The sequence below is a fragment of the Kitasatospora sp. NPDC087861 genome, from assembly GCF_044742585.1.
Taxonomy (GTDB): domain Bacteria; phylum Actinomycetota; class Actinomycetes; order Streptomycetales; family Streptomycetaceae; genus Kitasatospora.
In genome coordinates this window covers 178,323-200,513 of record NZ_JBIUUS010000010.1, presented here as the reverse complement: position 1 = coordinate 200,513, position 22,191 = coordinate 178,323, and the positions used below count along the sequence as shown (strand labels likewise).

Here is a 22,191-nt window from a genome sequence, read left to right as displayed (position 1 = left end):
ACTCCAGGCTGTTCCCCAGCCGGACCGTCATCGGGGTCCGCACCGACGGCTCCAAGGAACCGGTCGCGCTCAAGGACGGCTGCCCGCGAGTCCTCCGAGTCACGGGCCGACACGCCTTGAAAATAGGTTGTCGGCCGATGTCGATCCGGCCGTGTCCGCTCCGACGTCCTGGTGTGCGGCGCCCCGCCGCACGAAGACACGACAAGACCTGCCGAGGAAACACGTGGATCAACTGCTCAGAGTCATGAACTTCAACGTCTCGCGTGACGGAATCGGTGCCGGTGAGCACCAGAGTCTCGAAGAGCCGTTCGGCCTCGACCGTCCCGAGCGGCTGTTCGCCTGGGCCGGAGCCACGGCGAGCTGGCCCATGCGCACGGATCCCGGGGGGAGCCGGGGGCTCGACGACTACTTCACCCGGGACTTCGCACGCAACATCGGTGCCGAGATCATGGGCCGCAACAAGTTCGGGCCCCAGCGCGGGCCCTGGCAGGACCACGAGTGGCGCGGCTGGTGGGGCGACGAGCCCCCGTTCCGCACACCGGTGTTCGTCATGACCCACCACGCACGTCCGTCGTTCACGCTCTCCGACACCACGTTCCACTTCGTCGACGGCGACCCGGCCACGGTCCTCGAACGGGCCCGGGAAGCGGCGGAGGGCAAGGACGTCCGACTCGGCGGCGGGGTCACCACCATCCGGCAGTTCCTCGATGCCGACCTCGTCGACACCATGCACGTGGTGGTCGCACCGGTGGACCTCGGGTCCGGACTGCGGCTCTGGGAGTCCCCCGACGAGCTGCTCGACCGGTTCCACCTGGAGGTCGTGCCCAGCCCGAGCGGCGTCACGCACCACCTGTTCTGGCGAAGGTGACACGAGGCCCCACTACCCGACGAGGCGGGTAGTGGGGCCTCCGTATCCACGCAGCGAGCGCGGCCGTCAGCCGGTGACGCTGGGCGCACCCGTCTCCAGGTGGCCGGTGAAGCGCTGGGACCAGCTGCTGTCGACGTCCACCGTCACGGTGAAGTCGTACCAGCCGTTGGTGTACGCCACCGCGTTGAAGAAGTCGCTGACGCTGCCGCCGGCCGGGACCTGGTACGTCCAGGGGCCGTCCGTGCGGTAGTTGTTCGACGCGATGGTGAAGGTCATCGGCGTGCTGCCGGAGTTGGCCAGCTTGAAGTAGACCGCCGGCTTGCCGGTGCCCGGCTCGACCGCGTACGAGGCCGTGACGGCGGCGTTCTTGCCCGCCTTGGTCGCGTCCCCCTTGAAGCGGCGCAGGAAGCGGTTGGGGCCGACCACCGTGAGGTCGTACGGGCCACCGCCGAAGTTGGTGCCGCAGTTGAAGAAGTCGCTGGTGTTGCCGCCCGGGTCGACGGTGTACTGCCAGGGGCCGCCGCTGCGGTAGGCGTTGGCGTAGGCGGCGAAGTGCGCGGACTTCGCCGCCGCAGCGCCCCCGTTGTCCATCGTGATCCAGACCTTCATCACCCCGCCCGAACCGAACTCCAGGTGGTCCAGGTTGGCGTTCGGCTGGTACGGCAGCGCGCGGGCCGGGCGGGTGCCGGACTCCTGCAGCGGCAGCTGGTTGTTGACCGGCGCCGGGTTGGGCAGCGGACCGCACGCCGACAGGCCGATGGTCTGCGAGGTGTCGGGCAGCGCAGGCAGCCCGTACACCGGGTTGGCGAAGTCGAACACGCTGGTCAGGTCGCCGCAGACGCGCCGACGCCAGTCGCTGATGTTCACGCACTGCGCGGGCGTGCCGAGGGCGGCCGTCCAGGTCTCCAGGAAGCGCAGCACGGAGGTGTGGTCGAAGGTCTCCGAGTTGACCCAGCCGCCGCGGGTCCAGGGCGAGACGGCTATGAGCGGGACGCGGAAGCCGAGGCCGATGTTGGTGCCGTTGTAGAACTCGCCCGGGGTGCCGGCCGGGGCGGCCGGCGGCGGGACGTGGTCGAAGAAGCCGTCGTTCTCGTCGTAGTTGATGAACAGGACGGACGAGTTGAAGACGTTCGGGTCCGCGTTGAGCGCGTCGATCACCATGTGGACGAAGTGCGCGCCGTCGGCCGGGGTGGCGTAGGGGTGCTCGGAGGAGGCCTGGTCGGGGACGATCCAGGAGACCTGCGGGAGGGTGCCGGCCAGCACGTCGGCCTTGATCGCGGCGGCGATGTCGTCCGGGGTCTTCCCGGTGACCTTGGGCACCGAGCCCATGCCCTTGACGGCCAGCGGGCTGCCGGCCGGGGCGCCGGAGAACTGGTTGAAGTAGGCCAAGGCGTTGTCGCCGTAGTTGTCGGCGGCGTTCTGGTAGACCTTCCAGCTCACGCCGGCGTTCTCCAGCGCCTCGGCGTAGGTCTGCCAGCGCAGGCCCTTCTCGTCGCCGCCGTCGTAGGCCGGTCCGCCCGCGCTGCCGGCCGGGTCGATCTGGCCGGACCAGTGGTAGGTGCGGTTGGGGCCGGTCGCGCTCAGGACGGAGCAGTGGTAGGCGTCGCAGATGGTCCAGTTCTCGGCCAGCGCGTAGTGGAACGGGATGTCCTGGCGGGTGAGGAAGCCGAGCGTGCGGACGTTGCCCTTGGCAGCGACCCAGGAGTCCATCTTGCCGCCGTTCCAGGCCTTGTGCTGATCGCTCCAACCGTGGGAGAGATCACCGTTGCACTGGGCGAGGCGCTCGGGGTCGGCGCCGCCGGCCGGCTTGGTCTGGCTGAACTGCCACGGGTACTGGCGGGAGAACAGGCCGTTGGGCTGGTTGAAGACGCTGTAGCCGCCGGCGATCTGGATCGCGCTGCGGTCGGCGAAGCCGCGTACGCCGCTCAGCGTGCCGAAGTAGTGGTCGAAGCTGCGGTTCTCCTGCATCAGGATCACCACGTGCTGCGCGTCGGTGATGGTGCCGGTCTGCTGCAGCGTGGTGGTGGAGGCCACCGCGGGCGCGCCCGGAGCGGCCCCCGCGGCACCGGAGCCGGCCACGGCGAGACCCGCCGCGGCGGCGCCCGACAGCGTGACGAACTTCCTACGACTCAGCTCGGCCATCAGCCCAACCCGTCCCTTCGGTCGCGATGTTGTGTACACAAGTGGGGGCTCATCGATCGCGGAGAAGTCTCCACCTCGGGCGAGTGGGCCACCAGATGCGTGCACCAGGATTGGCGGACTGTTCGTCGGAGGGTCACCGGTGTTCGTCCGGGCGTCACCGAGCGACGCCCGGACGAACGGGGGGCTGAGCCGTTGCGGAGAGACCGAGGTGGTCAACGGCCCGAGGTGGTCAGCGGTCCGACACGGTGATCCCCAGCGCGTGGGCGAACTGCGGTGCCAGCTCCAGCAGCTGGGTGGAGCTGATGACCGCCCCGCGCAGGCCCAGGTGGCCGTCCGCCAGGCCGAGCCGGGCGGCCCCGCGCAGATCGGTCTTGCTCAGGGTGGCGCCGCGCAGCCGGACCTCCTCCAGCGTCGAACCGGGGAAGGAGACCTCGGTCAGCTTCGCGTCGCCGAAGTCCACGTCGCGCAGCAGGCAGTCCTCGAAGACCACGTCCCGCAGGACCGCGGCCCGCAGGTTGACCGCCTCCAGCTTGCAGCCGCGGAACACCACCCGGCGCAGCGCCGAACCGTGCGCGGCCACCCCGGCCAGCACCCCGCCCAGGAAGGCGCTGTCCTGCCACTCGGAGTCGCTCAGGTCGCAGGCCACCCAGCGGCCGGCCTGCACCCAGACCTCGTTGAACCGGGCCTGGCGCAGCTTGACCCCGCTGAGCGCGACCCCGGTGAAGGCGCACTCCAGGAAGGCCGCCCCGGCCGCCGACTCGTCGGTGTACTCGCCGCCGTCGAAGTGCGCGGTGTCGTACCGGTCGTCGCTGCGCAGCCGCCCGGTGTGCGGGCGCAGCAACTCCGCGTACGGCAGGTCGGTGAGCTGGTCGGGGACGGAACGCGGCATGGCGGTGGCACCTCACGGTCGGAACGGGCTGGTCTCGCCCGCATGCTCGCACGCGGCACCGACAACCGGCCGCAGGGCGACCCGCCGGACGGCGCGCGCAGAACGGCGCCCCGCCGGACGGCGACGCACGGGCGCCCCGGCCCGGCCGCTGCGGACGGCGGCCGGGCCGGGGCGACGCGCACGATCGGCCGCGCGGGATCAGCCTCGCAGGAGGCTCAGCCCCGCAGGATCGGCCTCAGCAGGATCAGCCCCGCGCCCAGAGGGAGTTGACCCGGCTGCGCTCGGTGCTGTTCGGGTACGGGTTGGTGCAGGAGGTGCCGGGGCCGCCGCCGGACATCAGCTCGCTGCACGGGCCGGAGTAGTGGTCCGGCAGGCCGAGCACGTGCCCGGTCTCGTGCGCGGTCACCCGCACCGAGTTGTACTGCCGGTTCTGCTGGTAGTCGAGGAAGACGTAGCCGCGCCCGTGGCCGTCGGTGCTGGCGTACGAACCGCGGCTGTCGTTGCCCTCGTAGTACGCGAAGTCGCCGCCCGAGCCGGACCGCAGCTGGACGTTGCCGACCGAGCTGTTCCAGATCTGCGCGGCCTGGGATATCTGGTTGCGGAAGGTCGGCGCCGAACTGGCGTCGTAGGTGACGACGACGGTGGCCAGGTTCGGGTTGGCGGCCTGCTTGGCCTTCGCCGAGGCCATCACGGCCTGGAAGAACGCCTGGTTGTTCGCGGCCTCGGCAGCCGAACCGGCGTACGTCGAGGCGGTGTAGCCCTGAACGGCCGGCGCGGGGGTGGCGGCGGCCGCGGCGGTGGTGGGCAGCACGGCGAGGCCGGCCGCGAGGGCCAGGCCGAGGGCGGCGGACAGCACGGATCGCTTCATGTGGGGGCTCCGATTCCTGTGGTGCCGTGGCCGGTTGGGGGCCGGCCCGGGGGGACACCTGGTCAACGGGTGATGTCCCCAGAGCTTCGGGCAGCCCGGCGGGCGCGCGGATGATGTCAACCCGCGATAGCCTCGATCAATACCCCTTCCGGCAAAGGGGTTTGAGATGTCTTTAACCCGTCTTGACTCGTGCGTGCCCCTGGCATTCCGTTCCACCGGCGGCTAGGCTCCGGTCGGGGAAGTTACCGAAGCGGCGGGCCGCCCGATTCCGGCCGGGCGGCCCGCCGCACCCCGTGGGAATCGGCAACTCCACCGGAGCTACGGTCGGTTCGCGGTCGCCAGGCCGTTCGCCCAGAGGCTGTCGACCTGGCTGCGCTCGGAGCTGTCGGGGTAGGGGTTGGTGCAGGACGGGCCGGGGCCGCCGCCGGACATCAGCTCGCTGCACGGGCCGGAGTAGTCGTCGGGCAGGCCGAGCACGTGGCCGGTCTCGTGCGCGGTGACGCGGAGCGAGCTGTACTGCTGGTTCTGCTGGTAGTCGAGGAAGACGTAGCCGTGGCCGTGGCCGTCGGTGCTGGCGTACGAACCGCGGCTGTCGTTGCCCTCGTAGTACGAGAAGTCGCCGGTGCCGCCGCTCTCCTGGAGCTGGACGCTGCTCACCGAGCCGTTCCAGATCTGCGCGGCCTGGGATATCTGGCTGGTGAAGGAGGGCGCGTTGGCGGTGTCGTAGGTGACGGTGACGGTCTGCAGCCACGGGTTGGCGGCCTGCTTGGCCCTGGCCGAGGCCATCACGGCCTGGAAGAAGGCCTGGTTGTTCGCGGCCTCGGCGGCCGAACCGGCGTAGGCCGAGGCGGTGTAGCCCTGGACCGCGGGCGCGGCGGGCGCGGCGACGGCCGTGGCGGGCAGGGTCGCGAGGCCGGCCGCGAGGGCCAGGCCGAGGGCGGCGGACAGCACGGATCGCTTCATGTGGGGGCTCCGAATTCGCGGTACGCCGAACCGCCGGGGCCGGTGGGGGCCGGGCACGGCGACGGCAACGGTGGGGGCCGCCCCGGTGGGGACCGGGGCGGATTCGCTGCCCCCGAGCTTCGACCCGCCCGGGCTCGCGGCGGATGATGTCAACCGGCGATAGCCCCGCCGCATACCAGTGGGGCCCGCCGCGCGTCCTCCTGCCGCCCTTTGGTCTGTCATGTCCTTGGCGACACGGGTGGGTGGCGTCTATGCTCCCGACGTGGAGCTCGACGTGAGACACCTCCGGGTGCTGTGCGCGGTCGCCGACACCGGCAGCCTCCGCAAGGCCGCGCTCCAGCTCGGCATGACCCAGCCCTCGCTCACCACCCAGCTGCACCGCATCGAACGGGCCATCGGCGGCGCCCTGTTCACCCGCGAGCGGACCGGCAGCCGGCCCACCGCGCTCGGCCACTCGGTGCTGTCCCGGGCCCGGCCGGTGATCGCCGAGATGGCCGCCCTGGTGGCCGCCGCCCGCCAGGAGGCCCGCGACGCGGCCGGCCCCGGGCGGCAGCGGCGGCTGCGGATCGGCAGCGTCGGCAGCCGGGCGGTCGCCGCCTGGCTGCGCCGGGTGCACGAGCGGCTGCCGGACACCGACACCACCATCCACGTCGACATCTCGGCCAGCGCGCTGCTGCGGATGGTCGCCGCCGACCAGCTGGACGTGGCCTTCGTCTACGAGAGCGAGGGCTTCCCGCTGCGGGTCCCGCCGGACGCCGAGCACCGGGTGCTGATGGCCCGCGAACCGCAGTTCGTCGCGCTCGCCGCCGGGCACCCGGCCGCCGCCCGGCCGGTCGTCCACCTGGCCGACCTCGCCGAGGACACCTGGATGGTCGACCCGACCGCCGACCACGAGTACGCGGCGATGCGCCGGGTGTTCAGCGAGGCCGGGCTCAACCCCCGGGTGGTGCAGGTGCGGGACAACGCCACCGCCGCCGAACTGGTCGCCTCCGGCGAGGCCGTCCGCCCCTGCCAGCCGACCTCCGCGCCCGGGCCCGGCACGGTGGTGCGCCCGGTGCACGGGGACCCGCTGGCCGTCCGGCTGCTGTTCACCTGGCGGCCGCGCGCGCTCAGCGCGCCCGCCCTGGACGCGCTGTACGGCGAACTGCGCGCCGCCTACCTGGATCTGGCCAAGGTCAACCCGGCCTACCTGGCCTGGCTGGCCCGGCACGAACCGGTCCTGCTGGAGTGCGCCTGAACCCGGCCGGACGCCCAGGCTCGGGCGGCCCGCCTCAGCCCCCTCCCGAACGCGCCCGCCTCAGCCCTCCCAGGCGTGCAGCAGCAGGCCCACCACGACGGTCAGCGCGCGGACCAGGCCCGCCGCCGGCACGCCGGTCTTGGTGTGCCGGGAGTGCAGCAGCCAGACCGTGAACAGGTAGAGCGCGGTGGGCACGGTGACGGTCGCGGTCCCGCGCATCCTGGCAGCGGCCCGGGCCCGGCGCACGCACCGGCGCGGCAGGCTCGGCGGTCCACGACCCCGACGGAAATCGCGCCTTTTGCCCGTTTTCTCCTTGCCGTCAGCCGTAGTTGACGCTCCGGTGCGCGAAGTGGGTGACAGCGCGGCGGGTTTCCGGGCGCGCCCCGCGCGCTGCGCCGCGACCGGCCGGATCACCCCGCTAGATTCGTCCCCGGTTGGAAGCGAGCGCGGGTCCTGCGGGGCCCCACGACACGGGCGGCCTGCGGGCAACGCGGAAGGTCAAGGCCGGTGGCAGGACAGCGGGGGCGGCAGAGCCGACCTTCCCGCGTCCGTACCACCGGCCTCGTGATCACCGCGCTGCTCGCCAGCGCCTGCCGTGCGGTCGGTCTCGCCGCGTCCGCGGCGGGGGCTACTTCTCCCAGCCGGCCTTGGTGTAGTCCTCCCCGGCGAGGCCGAAGGCGCCGTAGTTGGCGAGGCCCTTGCGAGTCGCCACCACGGTCGGCCGCTGGTAGAGCTCGACGGTGTGGCCGAGCTCCCAGATCTTCGCGTCGGCCTGGTTGTAGAGCTTCGCGGCCGCCACCGGGTCGATCGTCCCGGCCGCCTTCTTCAGCAGGTCGTCGATCTCCTGACTGCCCAGGCCCGACGGGTTGTTGAAGGTGTTGTCGCCGATCGGCAGGCGGAAGTTGGTCAGGCTCTTGGAAAGCGGGAAGGAGTCGGTGTTGCGCCAGCTCGCGATCTCGAACTTACCCGGGTTGACGTACTTGGTGAAGAAGTCGTTGGCGGCCACCTTGTCCAGGCTGACCTTGACCCCGGCCGCCTGCCACATCGCCGCGGCGGCGGTGGACAGGTCGATCTGGGTCTGCGGGGTGGCCTCGTTGATCACCCAGTGCAGTTCCAGCGACTGACCGTCCTTGGTGCGCGGCTGACCGCTGCCCGCCTCCTTCCAACCCGCGTCGTCCAGCAGCTTCTTGGCGGCGGCCAGGTCGAAGGTGGCCCACTCACCGGAGTTGTCCTGGTAGCCGGCCTGGTTGGGCATCAGGATGTGGTTGCCGAGCGGCTTGAACTGGACCGGCACGCCGTTGTTGGCGATCTTGATCAGCGAGGAGCGGTCGAGCGCCTTTCCGAGCGCCTGACGGACCTTCTGGTCCGCCAGCGCGCCGCCCCGGCCGAAGGAGATGTGCACCTCGTCCCACGGGCTGGCGCTGCGGATCACGGTGTCCTTGGCGTCCTTGAGCTGCCCGTACGCGGCGGCGGTGCCGGCCGTGGCCAGGTCGATCTCGTTGTTGAGGTAGGCCTGGGTGGTCGCCGACTGGGACATCACCCGGAAGGTGATCTTGTCCGCCTTCGCCCTGGTGCCCCACCAGGCCGGGTCCGGGACGAGGGTGAGGGTCTGCGCGGTCTTGTCCGCCACGCCGACCTTGAACGCGCCCGAGGTGATCGGGATCTTCTCCACCCAGCCCTTGTTGAAGTCGTCCGGGGTGGCGATGCCGGCCGCCGGGATCAGCGGGCGGAACAGGTTCTGCCAGTCCGCGTACGGCTCCGAGAAGGTGACCTTGACCTCGGTCGGGTCCGCGCCCTGCTCGACCGCGGAGATCTGCTCGTATCCGGAGGGGTCGGAGATGTTGTACGCCGGGTCCTTGCCGTTGCTGGCCTGCCAGTCGGCCTTGAAGTCCAGGTAGCCGAGCTGCTTGCCGTCCGACCACTTGGCCTTGGGGTTGAGCTTGTACGTGACCACCTGCGGCGAGGTCGAGGTGACCTTGGCCTCCAGCAGGAAGTCGGTGTTCGGCTGGAAGGTGCCGGAGGGGTCGGTGTTGAAGAGCGACGGCTCCAGCGCGCGCATGATCGAGACCGCGTCGCCGTAGGTGCCGTCCACCTGCAACGGGTTCCACTGGGTGATCCACTGGTACAGCGGCAAGCGCACCTCGCCGCCGTCCTTGACCTGGTCCAGCGGCTTGGCGTTGATGTCCTGGGAGTCCTGTCTGGGCGGCTCGCTCTTGGCCACGTTGTCGGCCGATCCACCCCCGCCCGAGGTGCACGCGGTGACCGCCAGCGCGGCGGCCACGGCGAGGGCGGTCGCCCGGCCGAGACGGCGGGCCGTGGTGGAAGCGTCCATTGGGGGTCCCCCTGGTGAGATCTTCTGAACGGGAGTTGCGCCGCGCTAGGTGTGGCGGGGCTTGATCATGGGCAGCCAATTCGGCACCGGCCAGCCGAACGTAACAGCGGATCAGACCGACCACCAGGGGGAGGAACGCACGCCTGATCCAAAAGTCACACACGGCAACACTGCCGCAACACCCCGGCCGCGCGCCGGTGCAAGACTCTGACCTGCGCTTTCCCGAACCGCTTCGCCCCCCTGCCGCCGAACCGCCGCCCGAACCGCCGCCACGAAGCCCTGACCGGGCCCCGACCGAAGGCCACCACCCGATGCCCACCAGACGCGTCGGCCCCACCCCCACCCCGGGCGGCCGTTGATGCTCCGTTACCTGGCGAAGCGCCTGAGCTACTACGCGGTGCTGCTGATCGCCGCCGTGTTCCTGGCGTACGCGATATCCGCGACCGCCCTGCAGCCGCGCACCTACTTCGACGCCAAGGTCCCCCGCCCGGCCGCCGAGTCGGTCGAGCGCCAGCTCACCGCGCTCAACCTGAACGACCGCACCCCGGTCGTCGAGCGCTTCGGCCACTGGGCCGGCGGGCTGGTCCACGGCGACCTCGGCCGGACCATCCACGACACCCCGGTCACCGACGACTTCGGCCGCCGGGTCTGGGTCTCGCTGCGGCTGCTGCTGATCGGCAGCCTGCTCGGCATCGTCCTCGGCGTCGCCGCCGGGGCCTGGAGCGCCGTCCGCCAGTACCGGATCTCCGACCGGCTGCTCACCGTGCTCTCCTTCGTCCTGCTCTCCACCCCGGTCTTCCTGGTCGCGCTGTTCCTCAAGAACGGCGCCATCGCCGCCAAGGACGCGGCCGGCCACGACGTCATCCCGTTCACCGGCTACGAGACCCCCGGGCTGACCGGCGGCCTCGGCGCCCACCTCGCCGACTGGGCGCTGCACCTGCTGCTGCCCACCATCTCGCTCGCGCTCGGCGGCCTCGCCACCTACAGCCGCTACCAGCGCGGCACCATGCTCGACGTGCTCGGCTCGGACTACCTGCGCACCGCCGAGGCCAAGGGGCTCACCCGCCGCCGGGCGCTGGTCAAACACGGGCTGCGGACCGCCGTGATCCCGATGTCGACCATGTTCGCCTACAGCTTCCTGGGCATCTTCACCGGCGCGATCTTCACCGAGACGATCTTCGGCTGGCACGGCATGGGCGAGTGGCTGATCCAGTCGATCAACGAACAGGACGTCAACTCGGTCGTCGCGGTCAACCTGTTCACCGCCGTCGTCGTCCTCGCCTCCGGCTTCCTCGCCGACACCCTGCACGCCGCCCTCGACCCGCGCGTGCGGTCCTGACCGGAGGTGAACTGACGTGACCACCGTCGCCGCGGAGCCGACCGCCCCGCCCGCCGCACCCCGCACCACCGGCCGGGGCCGGATCGTCCTCACCCGGCTGCTCGCCGCCCGCGGGGCCGTCGCCGGAGCCGTGCTCGTCCTGCTGCTGTTCGCGCTCGCCTTCGGCGGGCCGTACCTGACGCCCTGGGACTACGCCACCCCCGACTTCGGCGCGCTGCACCAACCGCCGTCCGCCGAGCACTGGTTCGGCACCAACGGGATCGGCCAGGACGTCTTCGCGCAGACCGTCCGCGGCCTGCAGAAGTCGCTGGTCATCGGCCTGCTGGTGGCGCTGTTCTCCACCGTGCTGGCCTCCCTGGTCGGCGCCTGCGCCGGCTACTTCGGCGGCTGGACCGACCGGGCGCTGATGTTCCTGGTGGACCTGCTGCTGGTCTTCCCCAGCTTCCTGATCATCACCATCGTCTCGCCCCGGCTGAAGAGCACCGGCTGGATCGCCTTCGTGCTGCTGCTCGCCCTGTTCAACTGGATGATCACCGCCCGGGTGGTCCGCTCGATGACCATCTCCCTGCGCGAGCGCGAATTCGTCCGCGCCGCACGGTTCATGGGGGTGCGGCCGCTGCGGATCATCACCCGGCACATCCTGCCGAACGTCGCCTCCTTCCTGATCATCGACGCCACCATCGCGGTCGGCGGCGCCGTGATGAGCGAGACCGCGCTCTCCTACTTCGGCTTCGGCGTCAAGGCCCCGGACGTCTCGCTCGGCACCCTGCTCGCCGCCGGGACCAGCGAGGCCCCGGTGTTCCCCTGGCTGTTCTACTTCGCCGCCGGACTGCTGGTGCTGTTCGTCCTCGCCGTCAACCTGATCGGCGACGGGCTGCGCGACGCCCTCGACCCCACCGCCGGGGGCCCGCGCCGCCGCCGCTCCGCCCGGAGGAAGAAGCCGTGACCACCACCGTCGAGACCCCCCTGCTCGCCGTCCGCGACCTGCGGGTGGACTTCGCCGGGCCGCACGGCCCCGTCCCCGCCGTGCGCGGGGTGGACCTGACCGTGCGGCGGGGCGAGACCCTCGGCATCGTCGGCGAGTCCGGCTCCGGCAAGTCCGTCACCGCGCTGTCCGTGCTCGGGCTGCTGCCGCACACGGCGAGCCTGCACGGCTCGGTGCGGCTGGACGGACGGGAACTGGTCGGGCTGCCCGGGAAGGAACTCGCCGCGATCCGCGGCCGCCGGGTCGCCATGGTCTTCCAGGACCCGCTGTCCGCCTTCACCCCGGTCTACCGGATCGGCGACCAGATCGCCGAGGCGGTCCGCATCCACCAGCCGGTCGACAAGGCCGCCGCCCGCCGGCGGGCCGCCGAACTCCTCGACTTGGTGGGCATCCCGGCACCCGAGCGGGCGCTGGACAGCTTCCCGCACGAGTTCTCCGGCGGCATGCGCCAGCGCGCGATGATCGCCATGGCGATCGCCAACGACCCCGACATCCTGCTCGCCGACGAACCCACCACCGCGCTGGACGTCACCATCCAGGCCCAGGTGCTGGACGTGCTGCGCACCGCGCAGCGGGAGACCGGCGCGGCCCTCGTCCTGGTCAGCCACGACCTCGGGGTGATCGCCGGGATGGCCGACCGGGTCGCGGTGATGTACGCGGGGCGGGTGGTCGAGACGGCCGGGGTGGACGAGCTGTTCGCGGCCCCGCGCCACCCGTACACGCTCGGCCTGATCGGCGCGGTGCCCCGGCTGGACGGGCGCGGCGGCCCGCTCGTCCCGATCCCCGGCGCCCCCGCACCGATGGCCGACCTGCCGACCGGCTGCCCGTTCGCCGCCCGCTGCCCGCTGGCGGAGGACCGCTGCTCGGCGGCGGAGCCCGAACTGGCCGGGGACGAGGGGCACCTGGCGGCCTGCGTGCGGTCGGCGGAGCTGGCCGAGCGGCGGCCCGCACCGGCCGAGGTCTTCCCGGTGCCGGAGCTGCCGGCTGCGGTGGGCTCGGTGGCCGGATCGGGCGACCGGGCCTCGGTGGCCGGGTCGGGGGACCGGGGCTCGCGAGCGCCGGTGCTGGCGGTGAGCGGCCTCGGAAAGACGTTTCCGCTCCTCAAAGGCACGGTGTTCAAGCGCAAGGTCGGCGAGGTCTACGCGGTGGACGGCGTCGACCTGGACCTCAGGGAGGGCGAAACCCTCGGCCTGGTCGGGGAGTCCGGCTCCGGCAAGTCCACCACGCTGTTCGAGCTGCTGAACCTCGCCGCCCCCGAGACCGGCCGGATCGAACTGCTCGGCCACGACACCGCCGCGCTCTCCCGCGCCGAGGCGCACCGGCTGCGCGCCGAGCTGCAGATCGTCTTCCAGGATCCGATGGCCAGCCTCGACCCGCGGATGCCGATCGGCGACATCGTCGCCGAACCGCTGCGCGCCCAGCACGCCGCCCGCGAGGAGATCGCCCGCCGGGTGCCCGAACTGCTGCGCCAGGTCGGCCTCGACCCGGACCACGCCGCCCGCTACCCGCACCAGTTCTCCGGCGGGCAGCGCCAGCGCGTCTCCATCGCCCGGGCCCTGGCCGTACGGCCGAAACTGCTGGTCCTGGACGAACCCGTCTCCGCCCTGGACGTCTCCATCCAGGCCGGGGTGCTCAACCTGCTGCAGGCGCTCAAGGCCGAACTCGGCCTCTCCTACCTGTTCGTCTCGCACGACCTCTCGGTGATCCGGCACCTCGCCGACCGGGTCAGCGTCATGTACCTCGGGCGGACGGTCGAACAGGGCGAGGTCTCCGCCGTCTTCGACCGGCCCCGGCACCCGTACACCCGCGCGCTGCTCTCCGCCGTCCCGTTGCCCGACCCCGCCGCCGAGCGCGCCCGCGACCGCATCCTGCTCGCCGGCGACCCGCCCTCCCCCACCGAGCGCCACACCGGCTGCCCCTTCCGCACCCGCTGCCCGGTGTACGCCGGCCTCGCCGATCCGGCCGCCCGGACGCGGTGCGAGCAGGAGCGGCCGGCACTCGTCGGCGACACCCCGGCGCAGGACCACCAGGCGGCCTGCCACTACCCGGAGTCGTAGCCGACCCGCCCCATCGTCACGTTCAGTGACCACTCGGAAGCGATTCGGCGGATCGGCCCGGCGCCGTGTAAAGTCTTCCGGGTCAGCAGGCGCCGCTAGCTCAGTTGGTTAGAGCAGCTGACTCTTAATCAGCGGGTCCGGGGTTCGAGTCCCTGGCGGCGCACATGGCAAGGTCTCAGGCCGTCCACTCCGGTGGGCGGCCTGAGGCGTTTCCGGGCCGGGCGCACGTGCCCCGGGGCCGCGCACGACGCCCGGCCCCGGCCTGACCCGGTCCCGATCCACCCAGTCCCGATCCACCCGGCCCCCGGACCGTCAGCGGGTGTCGAGGACGGCGGAGGCCACCGCGTCCGGGCGGTCGAACATCACCAGGTGCCCGGCCGGGGCGGTGGTGCGGTAGTCGGCCCCGAGCAGTGCCGCGAGCTCCCGCTGCCCGGCCAGCCAGTCCTCGGTGCGACGGGTCCGGCAGCCGTCGTCGGCGGCCAGCACGGTGATCGGCAGGCCGTCGGGCAGCGGCAAGGTACGCCGCAGCCCGTCCAGTTCGGCGGCCATGTCGAGGTAGCGCACGTTCTCCCGGAGCAGGGCGCGCAGGGCCCGCCCGGTGCGGTAGCAGTGCCGGACCAGCGGCGCCGGGGCGAGGTCCTCCCGACGGACGGTGGACAACCGGGCCGCCAGCCGGCGGGCGGCCGGGCCGAACAGGTAGGGCACGGCGACGGCGGTGGCAGCGCCCGCGAGCGCCCGGGCCGCCAGGTCGCGCGCACCGGGGGCCGGGTACGGCCGGGCCGCCGGTTCGACGCTGCTGTCGACCAGGACCAGCCCGGCGGCCCGGTCGGGGTGCAGCCGGGCGAAGGCCTCGGCGTGGAAGCCGCCGAGCGAGTGGCCGACGACGGTGCAGCGCCCGCGCAGCCCGAGGCCGTCCAGCACCGCGCGGATCCGCTCGACCTCGCCGGCCACCGTCGGGGCCGGCTGCCCGGTGGCGGGCTCGGGGGCGCTCAGCCCGTGGCCGGGCCGGTCGAAGCGGACCACGGTGCGGTAGGGCGTGAGGAAGGGGACGACCAGGTCCCAGTCGAACCAGCTGCCGCCGAGACCCCCGGTGAGCAGGCAGACCGGGCCGCTCCCCTCGGTCCGGACGTGCAGCGGGACGCCGTCGACGCGCAGGAAACGCGCCCGGGCGCGGGGGTCGCCGGGCGCGGTCATGCCGACTCCCGGCCCGGGGCCCGGTCGGCCGGCCGGGACTCCCGCTGCGGCGGTGCGCCGGGCGGCGCCCCCTGCGGTGCACCGTCCGCCCGGACCACGCCGAGCGCCAGGACGGCCAGCCAGAGCGCCACCAGCAGCACCTGGAGCCGCTGACCGGCCCCGAGCGCCCAGGTGCCGCGCCCGGCCTCGAAGGCGGCGATCGCGGCCAGGCTCCAGCCGGTGGCGAGCAGTTCGGCGCCGAGCAGCCAGGGCCCGACCCGGCCCACCGGCGGCCACCAGCCGTACCGGCGGGCGGCGACGGTGAGCACGGCCAGTCCGGTGAGCGCACCGAGCATGGCGAGGCTGCTGGTGACGGCGTGCGCGGTGTGGGTCGCGGGGACGAGCCCGGCGGTCTCGCGGGCGGCGCACATCTCGTCGCTGGTGGGGGCGCAGCTGAGCGGCAACCGGGAGTCGGCGGCGGTCGCGGCGCCGAACAGGGCGAGGGCGGACCAGCCGGCCACCGCCCACCGGCGCCCGGCGCGGCGCCCGGCGGCGCGCGGCCCGCTCCGGCTGGCCTGCCCGGCCCGTCGGGTCTGACCGGTTCGCCTGGTTTGTCCGGTGGCGAGGGCGGTGCCGGCGGCGGCGAGCACGCAGAGCCCGGCGACCAGGTCGGTGGCGCGGAACAGGCCACCCAGCGGCTGGTCCTCGGCGGCGAGTTCGCTGATGTACGCCTGCACCGGGTCGAGTCCGGTGCTCAGCACGACCTCCAGCACCCAGGCGGTGTACGCCACGGCGCTGAGCATCAGCAGCGCGGCGACCGCCTTCCGCGCGTTCGGGTGTCCGGGCTGGGGGCTGGGCACGGTTCCACCCTAACCGGCGGCGAACTGCGCCCCAACCGGGAGAAAACGGACGCCCCTGCGGCGGGCACCTCCAGGCGGTTCGAGGCATCCGCCGGAACCGTGTATTGTTTTCCAGGTCAGCAGGCGCCGCTAGCTCAGTTGGTTAGAGCAGCTGACTCTTAATCAGCGGGTCCGGGGTTCGAGTCCCTGGCGGCGCACAGACATTTGGGGAGCCTCTCGCAACAGCGAGGGGCTCCTCAATTTTTTGGCCCTCGACGTCCGTTTTGTGTGTGATGTCGGTCTCGATTGCCGTTCCGGTGGAGCCATTCGGCCCGCCCGGCTCGTCCAGGGCAGTAAACCGGAATCGGGACAAAGGTCCCTAACCGCCGATGTCCCCGTCCGTGCAGGCTGGCCCGTCCGCCCGCAGGAAAGGCCGCGCTTTGTCCCGAAACGCCCAGAGCGGCCGTCGTACGCCCTCGATAGGCCTCCGACCGGTCAAACGCCTCAAGCGCGCCACCCCCGCGACGGGCGGCAGGAAGCCCCGCCGGCCGAAGCGCACCGGCTGGCGCCGGCTGATCCCCACCTGGCGGATGAGCCTGCTCGGCCTCGCCTCGGCGCTGCTGCTCGGCGTCGGCCTGTTCGCGCTGGGGGTCGCGCTGGTGAAGGTCCCGGACGCGCACGCAGCCGCGACCGCGCAGAGCAACACCTGGCTCTACGCCGACGGCTCCGTGATCACCCGCACCGGCCAGACCAACCGGCAGAACGTCGGCCTGGACAAGGTCGCCCCCGCCGCCCAGCACGCCGCGCTGGCCGCCGAGGACCGCAACTTCTACCACGAGGGCGCCGTCAACGTGCAGGGCCTGCTCCGGGCCGCGGTCAACACCGCCAAGGGCGAGGGCACCCAGGGCGGCTCCACGATCACCCAGCAGTACGTGAAGAACACGTACCTGAACCAGAAGCAGTCGGTCACCCGCAAGGTGAAGGAACTCTTCATAGCCATCAAGGTGGACGCCACCGAGAGCAAGAACGACGTCCTCTCCGGCTACCTGAACACCTCCTACTACGGCCGCGGCGCCTACGGCATCCAGGCCGCCGCCCAGGCGTACTTCGGCGTCGACGCCTCCGCGCTCAACGCCGCCCAGGGCGCCTACCTGGCCACCCTGCTGAACGCCCCGAGCGCCTACGACGTGGCCACCGCGACCCCGGCCGGCAAGCAGAACGCCGTCAACCGCTGGAACTACGTGCTGGACGGCATGGTCAAGGAGGGCTGGCTCTCCGCCGAGGAGCGCACCGCCACCACCTTCCCGGACGTCAAGGACCCGCAGCCCAACCCGGGCCTGTCCGGCCAGACCGGCTACCTGGTGAACGAGGCCACCCAGTACCTCACCTCGAACCAGATCATCAGCGAGACCGAGCTGGCCAAGGGCGGCTACACGATCAAGCTGAGCATCGACCCGGGCCGCCAGCAGGCCCTGCAGGACTCCGTCCAGGCGCAGCTGCACGACACCCTCAACCCGGACAAGCGGAAGAAGGACGCGGCCGCCCAGGCCGGCGCCGCCTCGGTGGACCCGAAGACCGGCGCGATCGTCGCCCTCTACGGCGGCGTCGACTACGTCAAGCACTACGTCGACAACGCGACCCGGCGGGACTACCAGGCCGGCTCGACCTTCAAGGCGATCGCCCTGGCGGCCGCGTTCGAGAACAACGCCAAGACCCAGGACGGCCGGACCGTCACCCCGCGCACCGTCTACGACGGCACCAGCGGCCGCAAGGTCCGCGGCGGCAAGGGCACCCCGTACGCGCCGCCGAACGAGGGCGACAAGAGCTACGGCCAGATCACCCTCCAGCAGGCCACCGACTGGTCGGTCAACTCGGCGTTCGCGCAGCTGGCCCAGGACACCGGGCTGCAGAAGGTCAAGGACACCGGGGTCGCGCTGGGCCTGCCCGGCAGCACCCCGGGGCTCGACCCGGTGCCGTCCATCCCGCTCGGCGCGGCCACCCCGAGCGTGCTCGACATGGCCGGCGTGTACGCCTCGCTGGACAACGGCGGCAAGCAGATCACCCCGTGGCTGGTGCAGTCGGTGGACCGCGAGGGCGAGGCCGTCCCGCTGCCCGCGCACAAGACCACCCAGGCGGTCAGCTCGGACACCGCGAACCGGGTCACCTCGATGCTCCAGGGCGTGGTGAGCGACCCGGGCGGCACCGGCTGGCGGGCGAAGTCGCTCGGCCGACCGGTGGCCGGCAAGACCGGCACCACCGACGACCAGAAGTCGGTCTGGTTCGTGGGCTACACCCCCGAGCTGGTCACCTCGGTGGCCCTGTTCGGCCAGGACCCGGGCAACGGCGCCCAGGTCAGCCTGAGCGGCGTCGGCGGGATCGACGGCGCGGCGGGCGGCCAGTACCCGGCGCAGATCTGGACCAGCTACATGAAGGCCGCACTCAAGGGCCAGCCGGTGAGCGACTTCCAGACCCCGGCCGACGGCGGCGACTCCTCGGGCGCCACCGACCTGCCGACGGCCCCGTCCACGCCGAGCTCCAGCCCGTCGGCCGGGACCGGCTCCGGCACGGGCGCCAGCACGGCGCCGACCACCCCGCCGAGCGGTTCCGGTACCGGTACCGGCACTGGCTCCGGCTCCGGCTCCGGCGCGTCCACGCCGTCGGGCGGCTCGGACTCCGGCGGCGGCGCGACCACGGAACCGACCGCGCCCCCGACCACCCAGCCGACCACCCAGCCCACGACGAAGCCGACCGGTCGGCCCACCGGTCGGCCGACGCCCACCACCGGCCCGACCACGGCCCCGACCACGCAGCCCACCACCCAGCCCACCGGCGGGACGGACGCGCTCACCGGGGCGGGGGCGGGGGCGCAGTAGCGGCCGGATCGCAGCGGCGGAGGGTGACCGCGAGGTTGGGGTGAGTGCGCCATTGCGCACAGTTCCGTGCAGGACCAAATGACGGAATGGCGCCTTACCGAACTCCCGGTGTGACTGCCACAATGCGTCGGTGCACAGATCAACGGCCTCGCCCACCCTCCCCGCGGGCAGAACCCTCGGCCTCGGCCTCGCGCTGGTCTCCGCGTTCGCCTTCGGCGGCTCCGGCACCGCCGCGAAGCCGCTGATCGAGGCCGGCCTCTCACCGCTGCACGTGGTGTGGCTCAGGGTCACCGGCGCCGCCGTGGCCCTGCTCCCGATCGCCTACCGCCACCGGGACGCCGTCCTGCGCCGGCCCGGCCTGCTGATCGGCTTCGGCCTGCTCGCCGTGGCCGGCGTCCAGGCCTGCTACTTCGCGGCGATCTCCCGCATCCCGGTCGGCGTCGCCCTGCTCATCGAGTACCTCGGACCGCCGCTGCTCATCGGCTACGTCAAGTTCGTCCAGCGCAAGCCGATCAGCCGGGGCGCCGCGATCGGCACCGGCGTCGCGGTGGCCGGGCTGGCCTGCGTGGTGGAGGTCTGGAACGGCCTGAGCTTCGACGCACTGGGCGTGCTCTTCGCTCTCGGTGCGGCCTGCTGCCAGGTCGGCTACTTCGTGCTCGCCGATGCCGGCCGCCGGGGCGAGCGCCCGGTCGACCCGCTGGCGGTCAGCGCGTACGGGCTGCTGATCGGCGCCGTCCTGCTCACCGCCTTCACCCGGCCCTGGCAGGCCGACTGGAGCACGCTCGGCGGGTCCGTGGTGATGAACGGGCACACGCTGCCCGCGCTGCTCCCGGCCGCCTGGATGATCCTGATCGCGACCGTGCTCGCCTACCTGACCGGCGTGATCGCCGTCGGGCACCTCTCGCCACCGGTCGCCGGGGTGGTGGCCAACCTGGAGGCGGTCGTCGCCACCGTGCTGGCCTGGGTCCTGCTCGGCGAGCACCTCGGCCTGCCGCAGATCGCGGGCGGCCTGCTGGTGCTGACCGGCGCCTTCGCGGCGCAGGCCGGCAAGCCGGCGGCCGTGGAGTCCGTCGAGGTCGCGGGGGCGGTGGACGGCATGGGGGCCGTGGCCGGTACGAAGGCCGCGGATGGTGCGGGGGCCCGGGAGCGGGTGGCCGCCGATAGGCAGGTCAGCGGCCGACCCAGCCGAACCAGTCGAGGTGATTGAGCGGCCACACCACGGCCGACACCGGCCCGACCACGTTGTCCACCGGCACGGCCCCGCCGCCCGGGCCCCGCTGGTGGTAGCGGGAGTCCGCCGAGTCGCTGCGGTGGTCGCCCTCGACCCACACGTAGCCCGAGGGCACCGTCACCGGTCCGAAGTTCAGGCCCGCGCAGGAGTCGTCGCCGGGGTGCAGGTACGGCTCCACGACCTGCTTCCCGTCGACGGTCAGCGTGGTGCCCGTGCACTGCACGGTCTGACCGCCGGTCGCGATGACCCGCTTGACCAGGTAGTTGTCGTCCTTCGGCGGCACCAGGCCGACGAAGCTCAGCGCCGAGCTCACCGCGTTGGTGAACGGGTTCGAGTCGATGGGCTGGGGCGGCAGCCAGCCGCCCGGGTCCTTGAACACCACCGGCTGCCCGGGCTCCGGCTTCCAGCCGGTCAGCGGCGCGAGCTTGTTCACGCCGACCCGGTCGCCGATCCGCAGCGTGTTCTCCATCGAGCCGGACGGGATGGTGAACACCTGGAACAGGCAGGTCTTGATCAGCAGCGCGACCACCAGGCCGACCGCCGCCATCGCCGGGATCTCTATCCACCAGGGCCTGGGCCGGCCCCCTGCCCGACGGGCCTTGCGGCCGCGTGCACCGCGGGCACCGCGACGGGCCTCGGCACGGCCGCCGGGTGCGTCGGAGACCCCGGGGCCACGTCCGGCGGCGGGAGCCGGACCGGACCCGGCATCGCTCGGCGTTTCGGGCAGGTTCACCGCCATCGTCGCTGCTCCACCTCTCCGGCTGGGGAAACCTGCACGCTACGCCAACCGCGGGGCCTCACGAAATCCGGCGTTTAGCCGCCTCCGACAACTCCGGGCCGGGCTCGGCAACGCACGCTCCCCGGCGCGCTTCACGGCGCGCTCAGGGGTGCCTTCAAGCGCGGGCGATGGCCTCGTGGTGGCGGATGACCTCGGCGATGATGAAGTTCAGGAACTTCTCGGCGAAGACCGGGTCCAGCTTGGCGCCGGCGGCCAGCTCCCGCAGCCGCTTGATCTGGTCCCGCTCCCGCGCCGGATCGGCCGGCGGCAGCTTGTGCTCGGCCTTGAGCCGGCCGACCCGCTGGGTCGCCTTGAAGCGCTCGGCCAGCATGTGGACCACCGCGGCGTCGATGTTGTCGATGCTCTCGCGCAGGCTGGTCAGCTCCGCCCGCACGGCGTCGTCGACCCCCTCGGGCAGGCCGGCGTCGGGGGTCGTGGAGTGGTCCGTCATCGGGGCGGCTCCCGGTGTCTGAAGTGGGCACCCGGCCGTACGGCGGCCGGGCTCGGGCCCGGGCAAATCTAACAGGGACCCCGTCGTGGAGCCGCACCACGAGGCGGATCCGTCCACGGTCCGGACACCCCCTGAACCGCCCGACCACCTTCCCGCCGCCCCGGCGCCGAGCCGCCTCCGGCCGGGGCGGGGCTGCCCGTAGGCTGGTGCGCGCATGACCGGAAGTGACGACTCAGCAGTCCTCAGTAATGGAGGTACCGATCGTGGCAACCACTCGCACCGCCCACACCGAATGGGAAGGCAACCTGCTCGACGGCAAGGGGCAGGTCACCTTCGACTCGTCCGGAATCGGCGAGTACCCCGTCTCCTGGCCCGCCCGGGCCGAGCAGCCCAACGGCAAGACCAGCCCGGAGGAGCTGATCGCAGCCGCTCACTCCGCGTGCTTCTCGATGGCCCTCTCGCACGGCCTGACCGGCGCCGGCACCGCGCCCACCAAGCTGGACACCCGGGCCGACGTCACCTTCCAGCCCGGCACCGGCATCACCGGCATCCACCTGACCGTCACCGGCGAGGTGCCCGGCCTGGACGAGGCCGGCTTCGCCAAGGCCGCCGAGGACGCCAAGGCCAACTGCCCGGTCAGCCAGGCGCTCGCCGGCACCACCATCACCCTCACCGCCAAGCTGGCCTGACGCCCCGGCGGATCCCGGCGGATCCCGGCGCGCTCCCGCCGCTCTCGGCGCGCGGTCGGCGCCCGGGAGCGCGGTAGCGGCGCACGCGCCCCTGGCGCACATCATGTGATGTGCACCGGGGGCGTCTGCACGTACCGCCACACATGATCGCAAAAGGGGCGAATCACCCTGGCGGCGGTTACCGCGCGTTGCCGTCGCGGCCTATGATCGGCCGCAGCGCCCTGTTCTTCACGCGGGTCTCCGCGCGACAGCGCCCCACGGCGGGCGCCCGCACCGGACCGACTCCGAGGACCGCGACAGAGTGCGGAGTCGGCCGCCGGAGTCCCGAGCGGCCGGACGGACCAGCATCGAGCGTCAGCAGCGGACGGGAGCTTGCCGTGCCGGGCCAGAACGAGGGGGCCGACGCACACCACCCAGGCGTGCCGCACGAGGAAACACCGCACCACCGTCACCTCACAACACCCCTCCTGGGACCGG

18 protein-coding genes and 2 tRNA genes are annotated in these 22,191 nt (G+C 72.6%); 10 read left to right on the top strand and 10 right to left on the bottom strand.

What is annotated here, in order from left to right:
* The first annotated feature begins 223 nt into the window (after positions 1 to 223).
* On the top strand, positions 224 to 868 hold the full coding sequence (locus ACIOJE_RS17060; protein ID WP_280679868.1) for a dihydrofolate reductase family protein: 645 nt from the start codon (positions 224 to 226) through the stop codon (positions 866 to 868).
* A gap of 66 nt (positions 869 to 934) precedes the next feature.
* Here ACIOJE_RS17060 and ACIOJE_RS17055 read toward each other — a convergent pair whose 3' ends face one another.
* The 4 genes from ACIOJE_RS17055 to snpA (ACIOJE_RS17040) all read right to left on the bottom strand — a co-directional run bounded on the left by ACIOJE_RS17055 (position 935) and on the right by snpA (ACIOJE_RS17040) (position 5,730).
* A complete protein-coding gene (locus ACIOJE_RS17055; protein ID WP_400776971.1) occupies positions 935 to 3,010 on the bottom strand; it encodes a phosphocholine-specific phospholipase C in 2,076 nt (691 codons plus the stop codon).
* Between the two features lie 229 nt (positions 3,011 to 3,239).
* The gene (locus ACIOJE_RS17050; RefSeq protein WP_280679872.1) at positions 3,240 to 3,899 is read right to left on the bottom strand and encodes a pentapeptide repeat-containing protein; all 660 of its coding nucleotides are present in this window, start codon (positions 3,897 to 3,899) and stop codon (positions 3,240 to 3,242) included.
* A 244-nt stretch (positions 3,900 to 4,143) separates the two neighbouring features.
* The gene (gene snpA / locus ACIOJE_RS17045) at positions 4,144 to 4,767 is read right to left on the bottom strand and encodes a snapalysin (RefSeq protein ID WP_280679874.1); all 624 of its coding nucleotides are present in this window, start codon (positions 4,765 to 4,767) and stop codon (positions 4,144 to 4,146) included.
* 318 nt (positions 4,768 to 5,085) lie between these two features.
* Positions 5,086 to 5,730, bottom strand: a complete 645-nt coding sequence (snpA, locus tag ACIOJE_RS17040) for a snapalysin (RefSeq protein ID WP_400776969.1) — start codon at positions 5,728 to 5,730, stop codon at positions 5,086 to 5,088.
* 262 nt (positions 5,731 to 5,992) lie between these two features.
* On the opposite strand from snpA (ACIOJE_RS17040), the gene ACIOJE_RS17035 reads away from it, so the two are divergent.
* On the top strand, positions 5,993 to 6,967 hold the full coding sequence (locus tag ACIOJE_RS17035; RefSeq protein ID WP_400776967.1) for a LysR family transcriptional regulator: 975 nt from the start codon (positions 5,993 to 5,995) through the stop codon (positions 6,965 to 6,967).
* A 60-nt stretch (positions 6,968 to 7,027) separates the two neighbouring features.
* On the opposite strand, the gene ACIOJE_RS17030 is transcribed toward ACIOJE_RS17035, so the two are convergent.
* Both ACIOJE_RS17030 and ACIOJE_RS17025 read right to left on the bottom strand, forming a co-directional pair.
* Positions 7,028 to 7,186, bottom strand: coding sequence for a hypothetical protein (locus ACIOJE_RS17030; RefSeq protein WP_400776965.1), 159 nt, complete (start codon positions 7,184 to 7,186; stop codon positions 7,028 to 7,030).
* Between the two features lie 409 nt (positions 7,187 to 7,595).
* Entirely contained in the window at positions 7,596 to 9,299 is a 1,704-nt protein-coding gene (locus ACIOJE_RS17025) for an ABC transporter family substrate-binding protein (protein ID WP_400776963.1), read from the bottom strand.
* A 358-nt stretch (positions 9,300 to 9,657) separates the two neighbouring features.
* Between ACIOJE_RS17025 and ACIOJE_RS17020 the strand changes: the two genes are divergently transcribed.
* The 4 genes from ACIOJE_RS17020 (at position 9,658) to ACIOJE_RS17005 (ending at position 13,843) form a co-directional block, all read left to right on the top strand.
* Positions 9,658 to 10,638: an ABC transporter permease gene (locus tag ACIOJE_RS17020; RefSeq protein WP_400776961.1), complete on the top strand. Its 981-nt coding sequence runs from the start codon at positions 9,658 to 9,660 to the stop codon at positions 10,636 to 10,638.
* Between the two features lie 16 nt (positions 10,639 to 10,654).
* Positions 10,655 to 11,584 (top strand): ABC transporter permease, encoded by a 930-nt coding sequence (locus ACIOJE_RS17015; RefSeq protein ID WP_400776960.1) that lies wholly within the window; start codon positions 10,655 to 10,657, stop codon positions 11,582 to 11,584.
* A complete protein-coding gene (locus ACIOJE_RS17010; protein WP_400776958.1) occupies positions 11,581 to 13,680 on the top strand; it encodes a dipeptide ABC transporter ATP-binding protein in 2,100 nt (699 codons plus the stop codon). Before ACIOJE_RS17015 ends, ACIOJE_RS17010 begins: the two co-directional genes overlap by 4 nt.
* An 89-nt stretch (positions 13,681 to 13,769) precedes the next feature.
* Positions 13,770 to 13,843: transfer RNA gene (locus ACIOJE_RS17005), tRNA-Lys, on the top strand.
* Between the two features lie 149 nt (positions 13,844 to 13,992).
* On the opposite strand, the gene ACIOJE_RS17000 is transcribed toward ACIOJE_RS17005, so the two are convergent.
* Together ACIOJE_RS17000 and ACIOJE_RS16995 are read right to left on the bottom strand one after the other, a co-directional pair.
* Positions 13,993 to 14,874 carry an alpha/beta fold hydrolase gene (locus ACIOJE_RS17000; RefSeq protein ID WP_400776956.1) on the bottom strand — a complete coding sequence of 294 codons (882 nt, stop codon included), beginning with the start codon at positions 14,872 to 14,874 and terminating at the stop codon, positions 13,993 to 13,995.
* Positions 14,871 to 15,656, bottom strand: coding sequence for a DUF998 domain-containing protein (locus tag ACIOJE_RS16995; RefSeq protein ID WP_400777033.1), 786 nt, complete (start codon positions 15,654 to 15,656; stop codon positions 14,871 to 14,873). Before ACIOJE_RS16995 ends, ACIOJE_RS17000 begins: the two co-directional genes overlap by 4 nt.
* Positions 15,657 to 15,836: 180 nt before the next feature.
* Between ACIOJE_RS16995 and ACIOJE_RS16990 the strand changes: the two genes are divergently transcribed.
* The 3 genes from ACIOJE_RS16990 to ACIOJE_RS16980 all read left to right on the top strand — a co-directional run bounded on the left by ACIOJE_RS16990 (position 15,837) and on the right by ACIOJE_RS16980 (position 19,772).
* A tRNA-Lys gene (locus ACIOJE_RS16990) sits at positions 15,837 to 15,910 on the top strand.
* A 222-nt stretch (positions 15,911 to 16,132) separates the two neighbouring features.
* A complete protein-coding gene (locus ACIOJE_RS16985; protein ID WP_400776954.1) occupies positions 16,133 to 18,565 on the top strand; it encodes a transglycosylase domain-containing protein in 2,433 nt (810 codons plus the stop codon).
* Between the two features lie 130 nt (positions 18,566 to 18,695).
* The gene (locus tag ACIOJE_RS16980) at positions 18,696 to 19,772 is read left to right on the top strand and encodes a DMT family transporter (protein WP_280679894.1); all 1,077 of its coding nucleotides are present in this window, start codon (positions 18,696 to 18,698) and stop codon (positions 19,770 to 19,772) included.
* Here ACIOJE_RS16980 and lepB read toward each other — a convergent pair.
* Both lepB and ACIOJE_RS16970 read right to left on the bottom strand, forming a co-directional pair.
* Positions 19,735 to 20,343 carry a signal peptidase I gene (gene lepB, locus ACIOJE_RS16975; RefSeq protein ID WP_400776952.1) on the bottom strand — a complete coding sequence of 203 codons (609 nt, stop codon included), beginning with the start codon at positions 20,341 to 20,343 and terminating at the stop codon, positions 19,735 to 19,737. The genes ACIOJE_RS16980 and lepB overlap by 38 nt on opposite strands.
* A gap of 346 nt (positions 20,344 to 20,689) precedes the next feature.
* On the bottom strand, positions 20,690 to 21,025 hold the full coding sequence (locus ACIOJE_RS16970; RefSeq protein WP_400776950.1) for a chorismate mutase: 336 nt from the start codon (positions 21,023 to 21,025) through the stop codon (positions 20,690 to 20,692).
* Between the two features lie 263 nt (positions 21,026 to 21,288).
* Here ACIOJE_RS16970 and ACIOJE_RS16965 point away from each other — a divergent pair, with 263 nt between their 5' ends.
* Positions 21,289 to 21,714 carry an OsmC family protein gene (locus tag ACIOJE_RS16965; RefSeq protein ID WP_280679900.1) on the top strand — a complete coding sequence of 142 codons (426 nt, stop codon included), beginning with the start codon at positions 21,289 to 21,291 and terminating at the stop codon, positions 21,712 to 21,714.
* Positions 21,715 to 22,191: the final 477 nt, after the last annotated feature.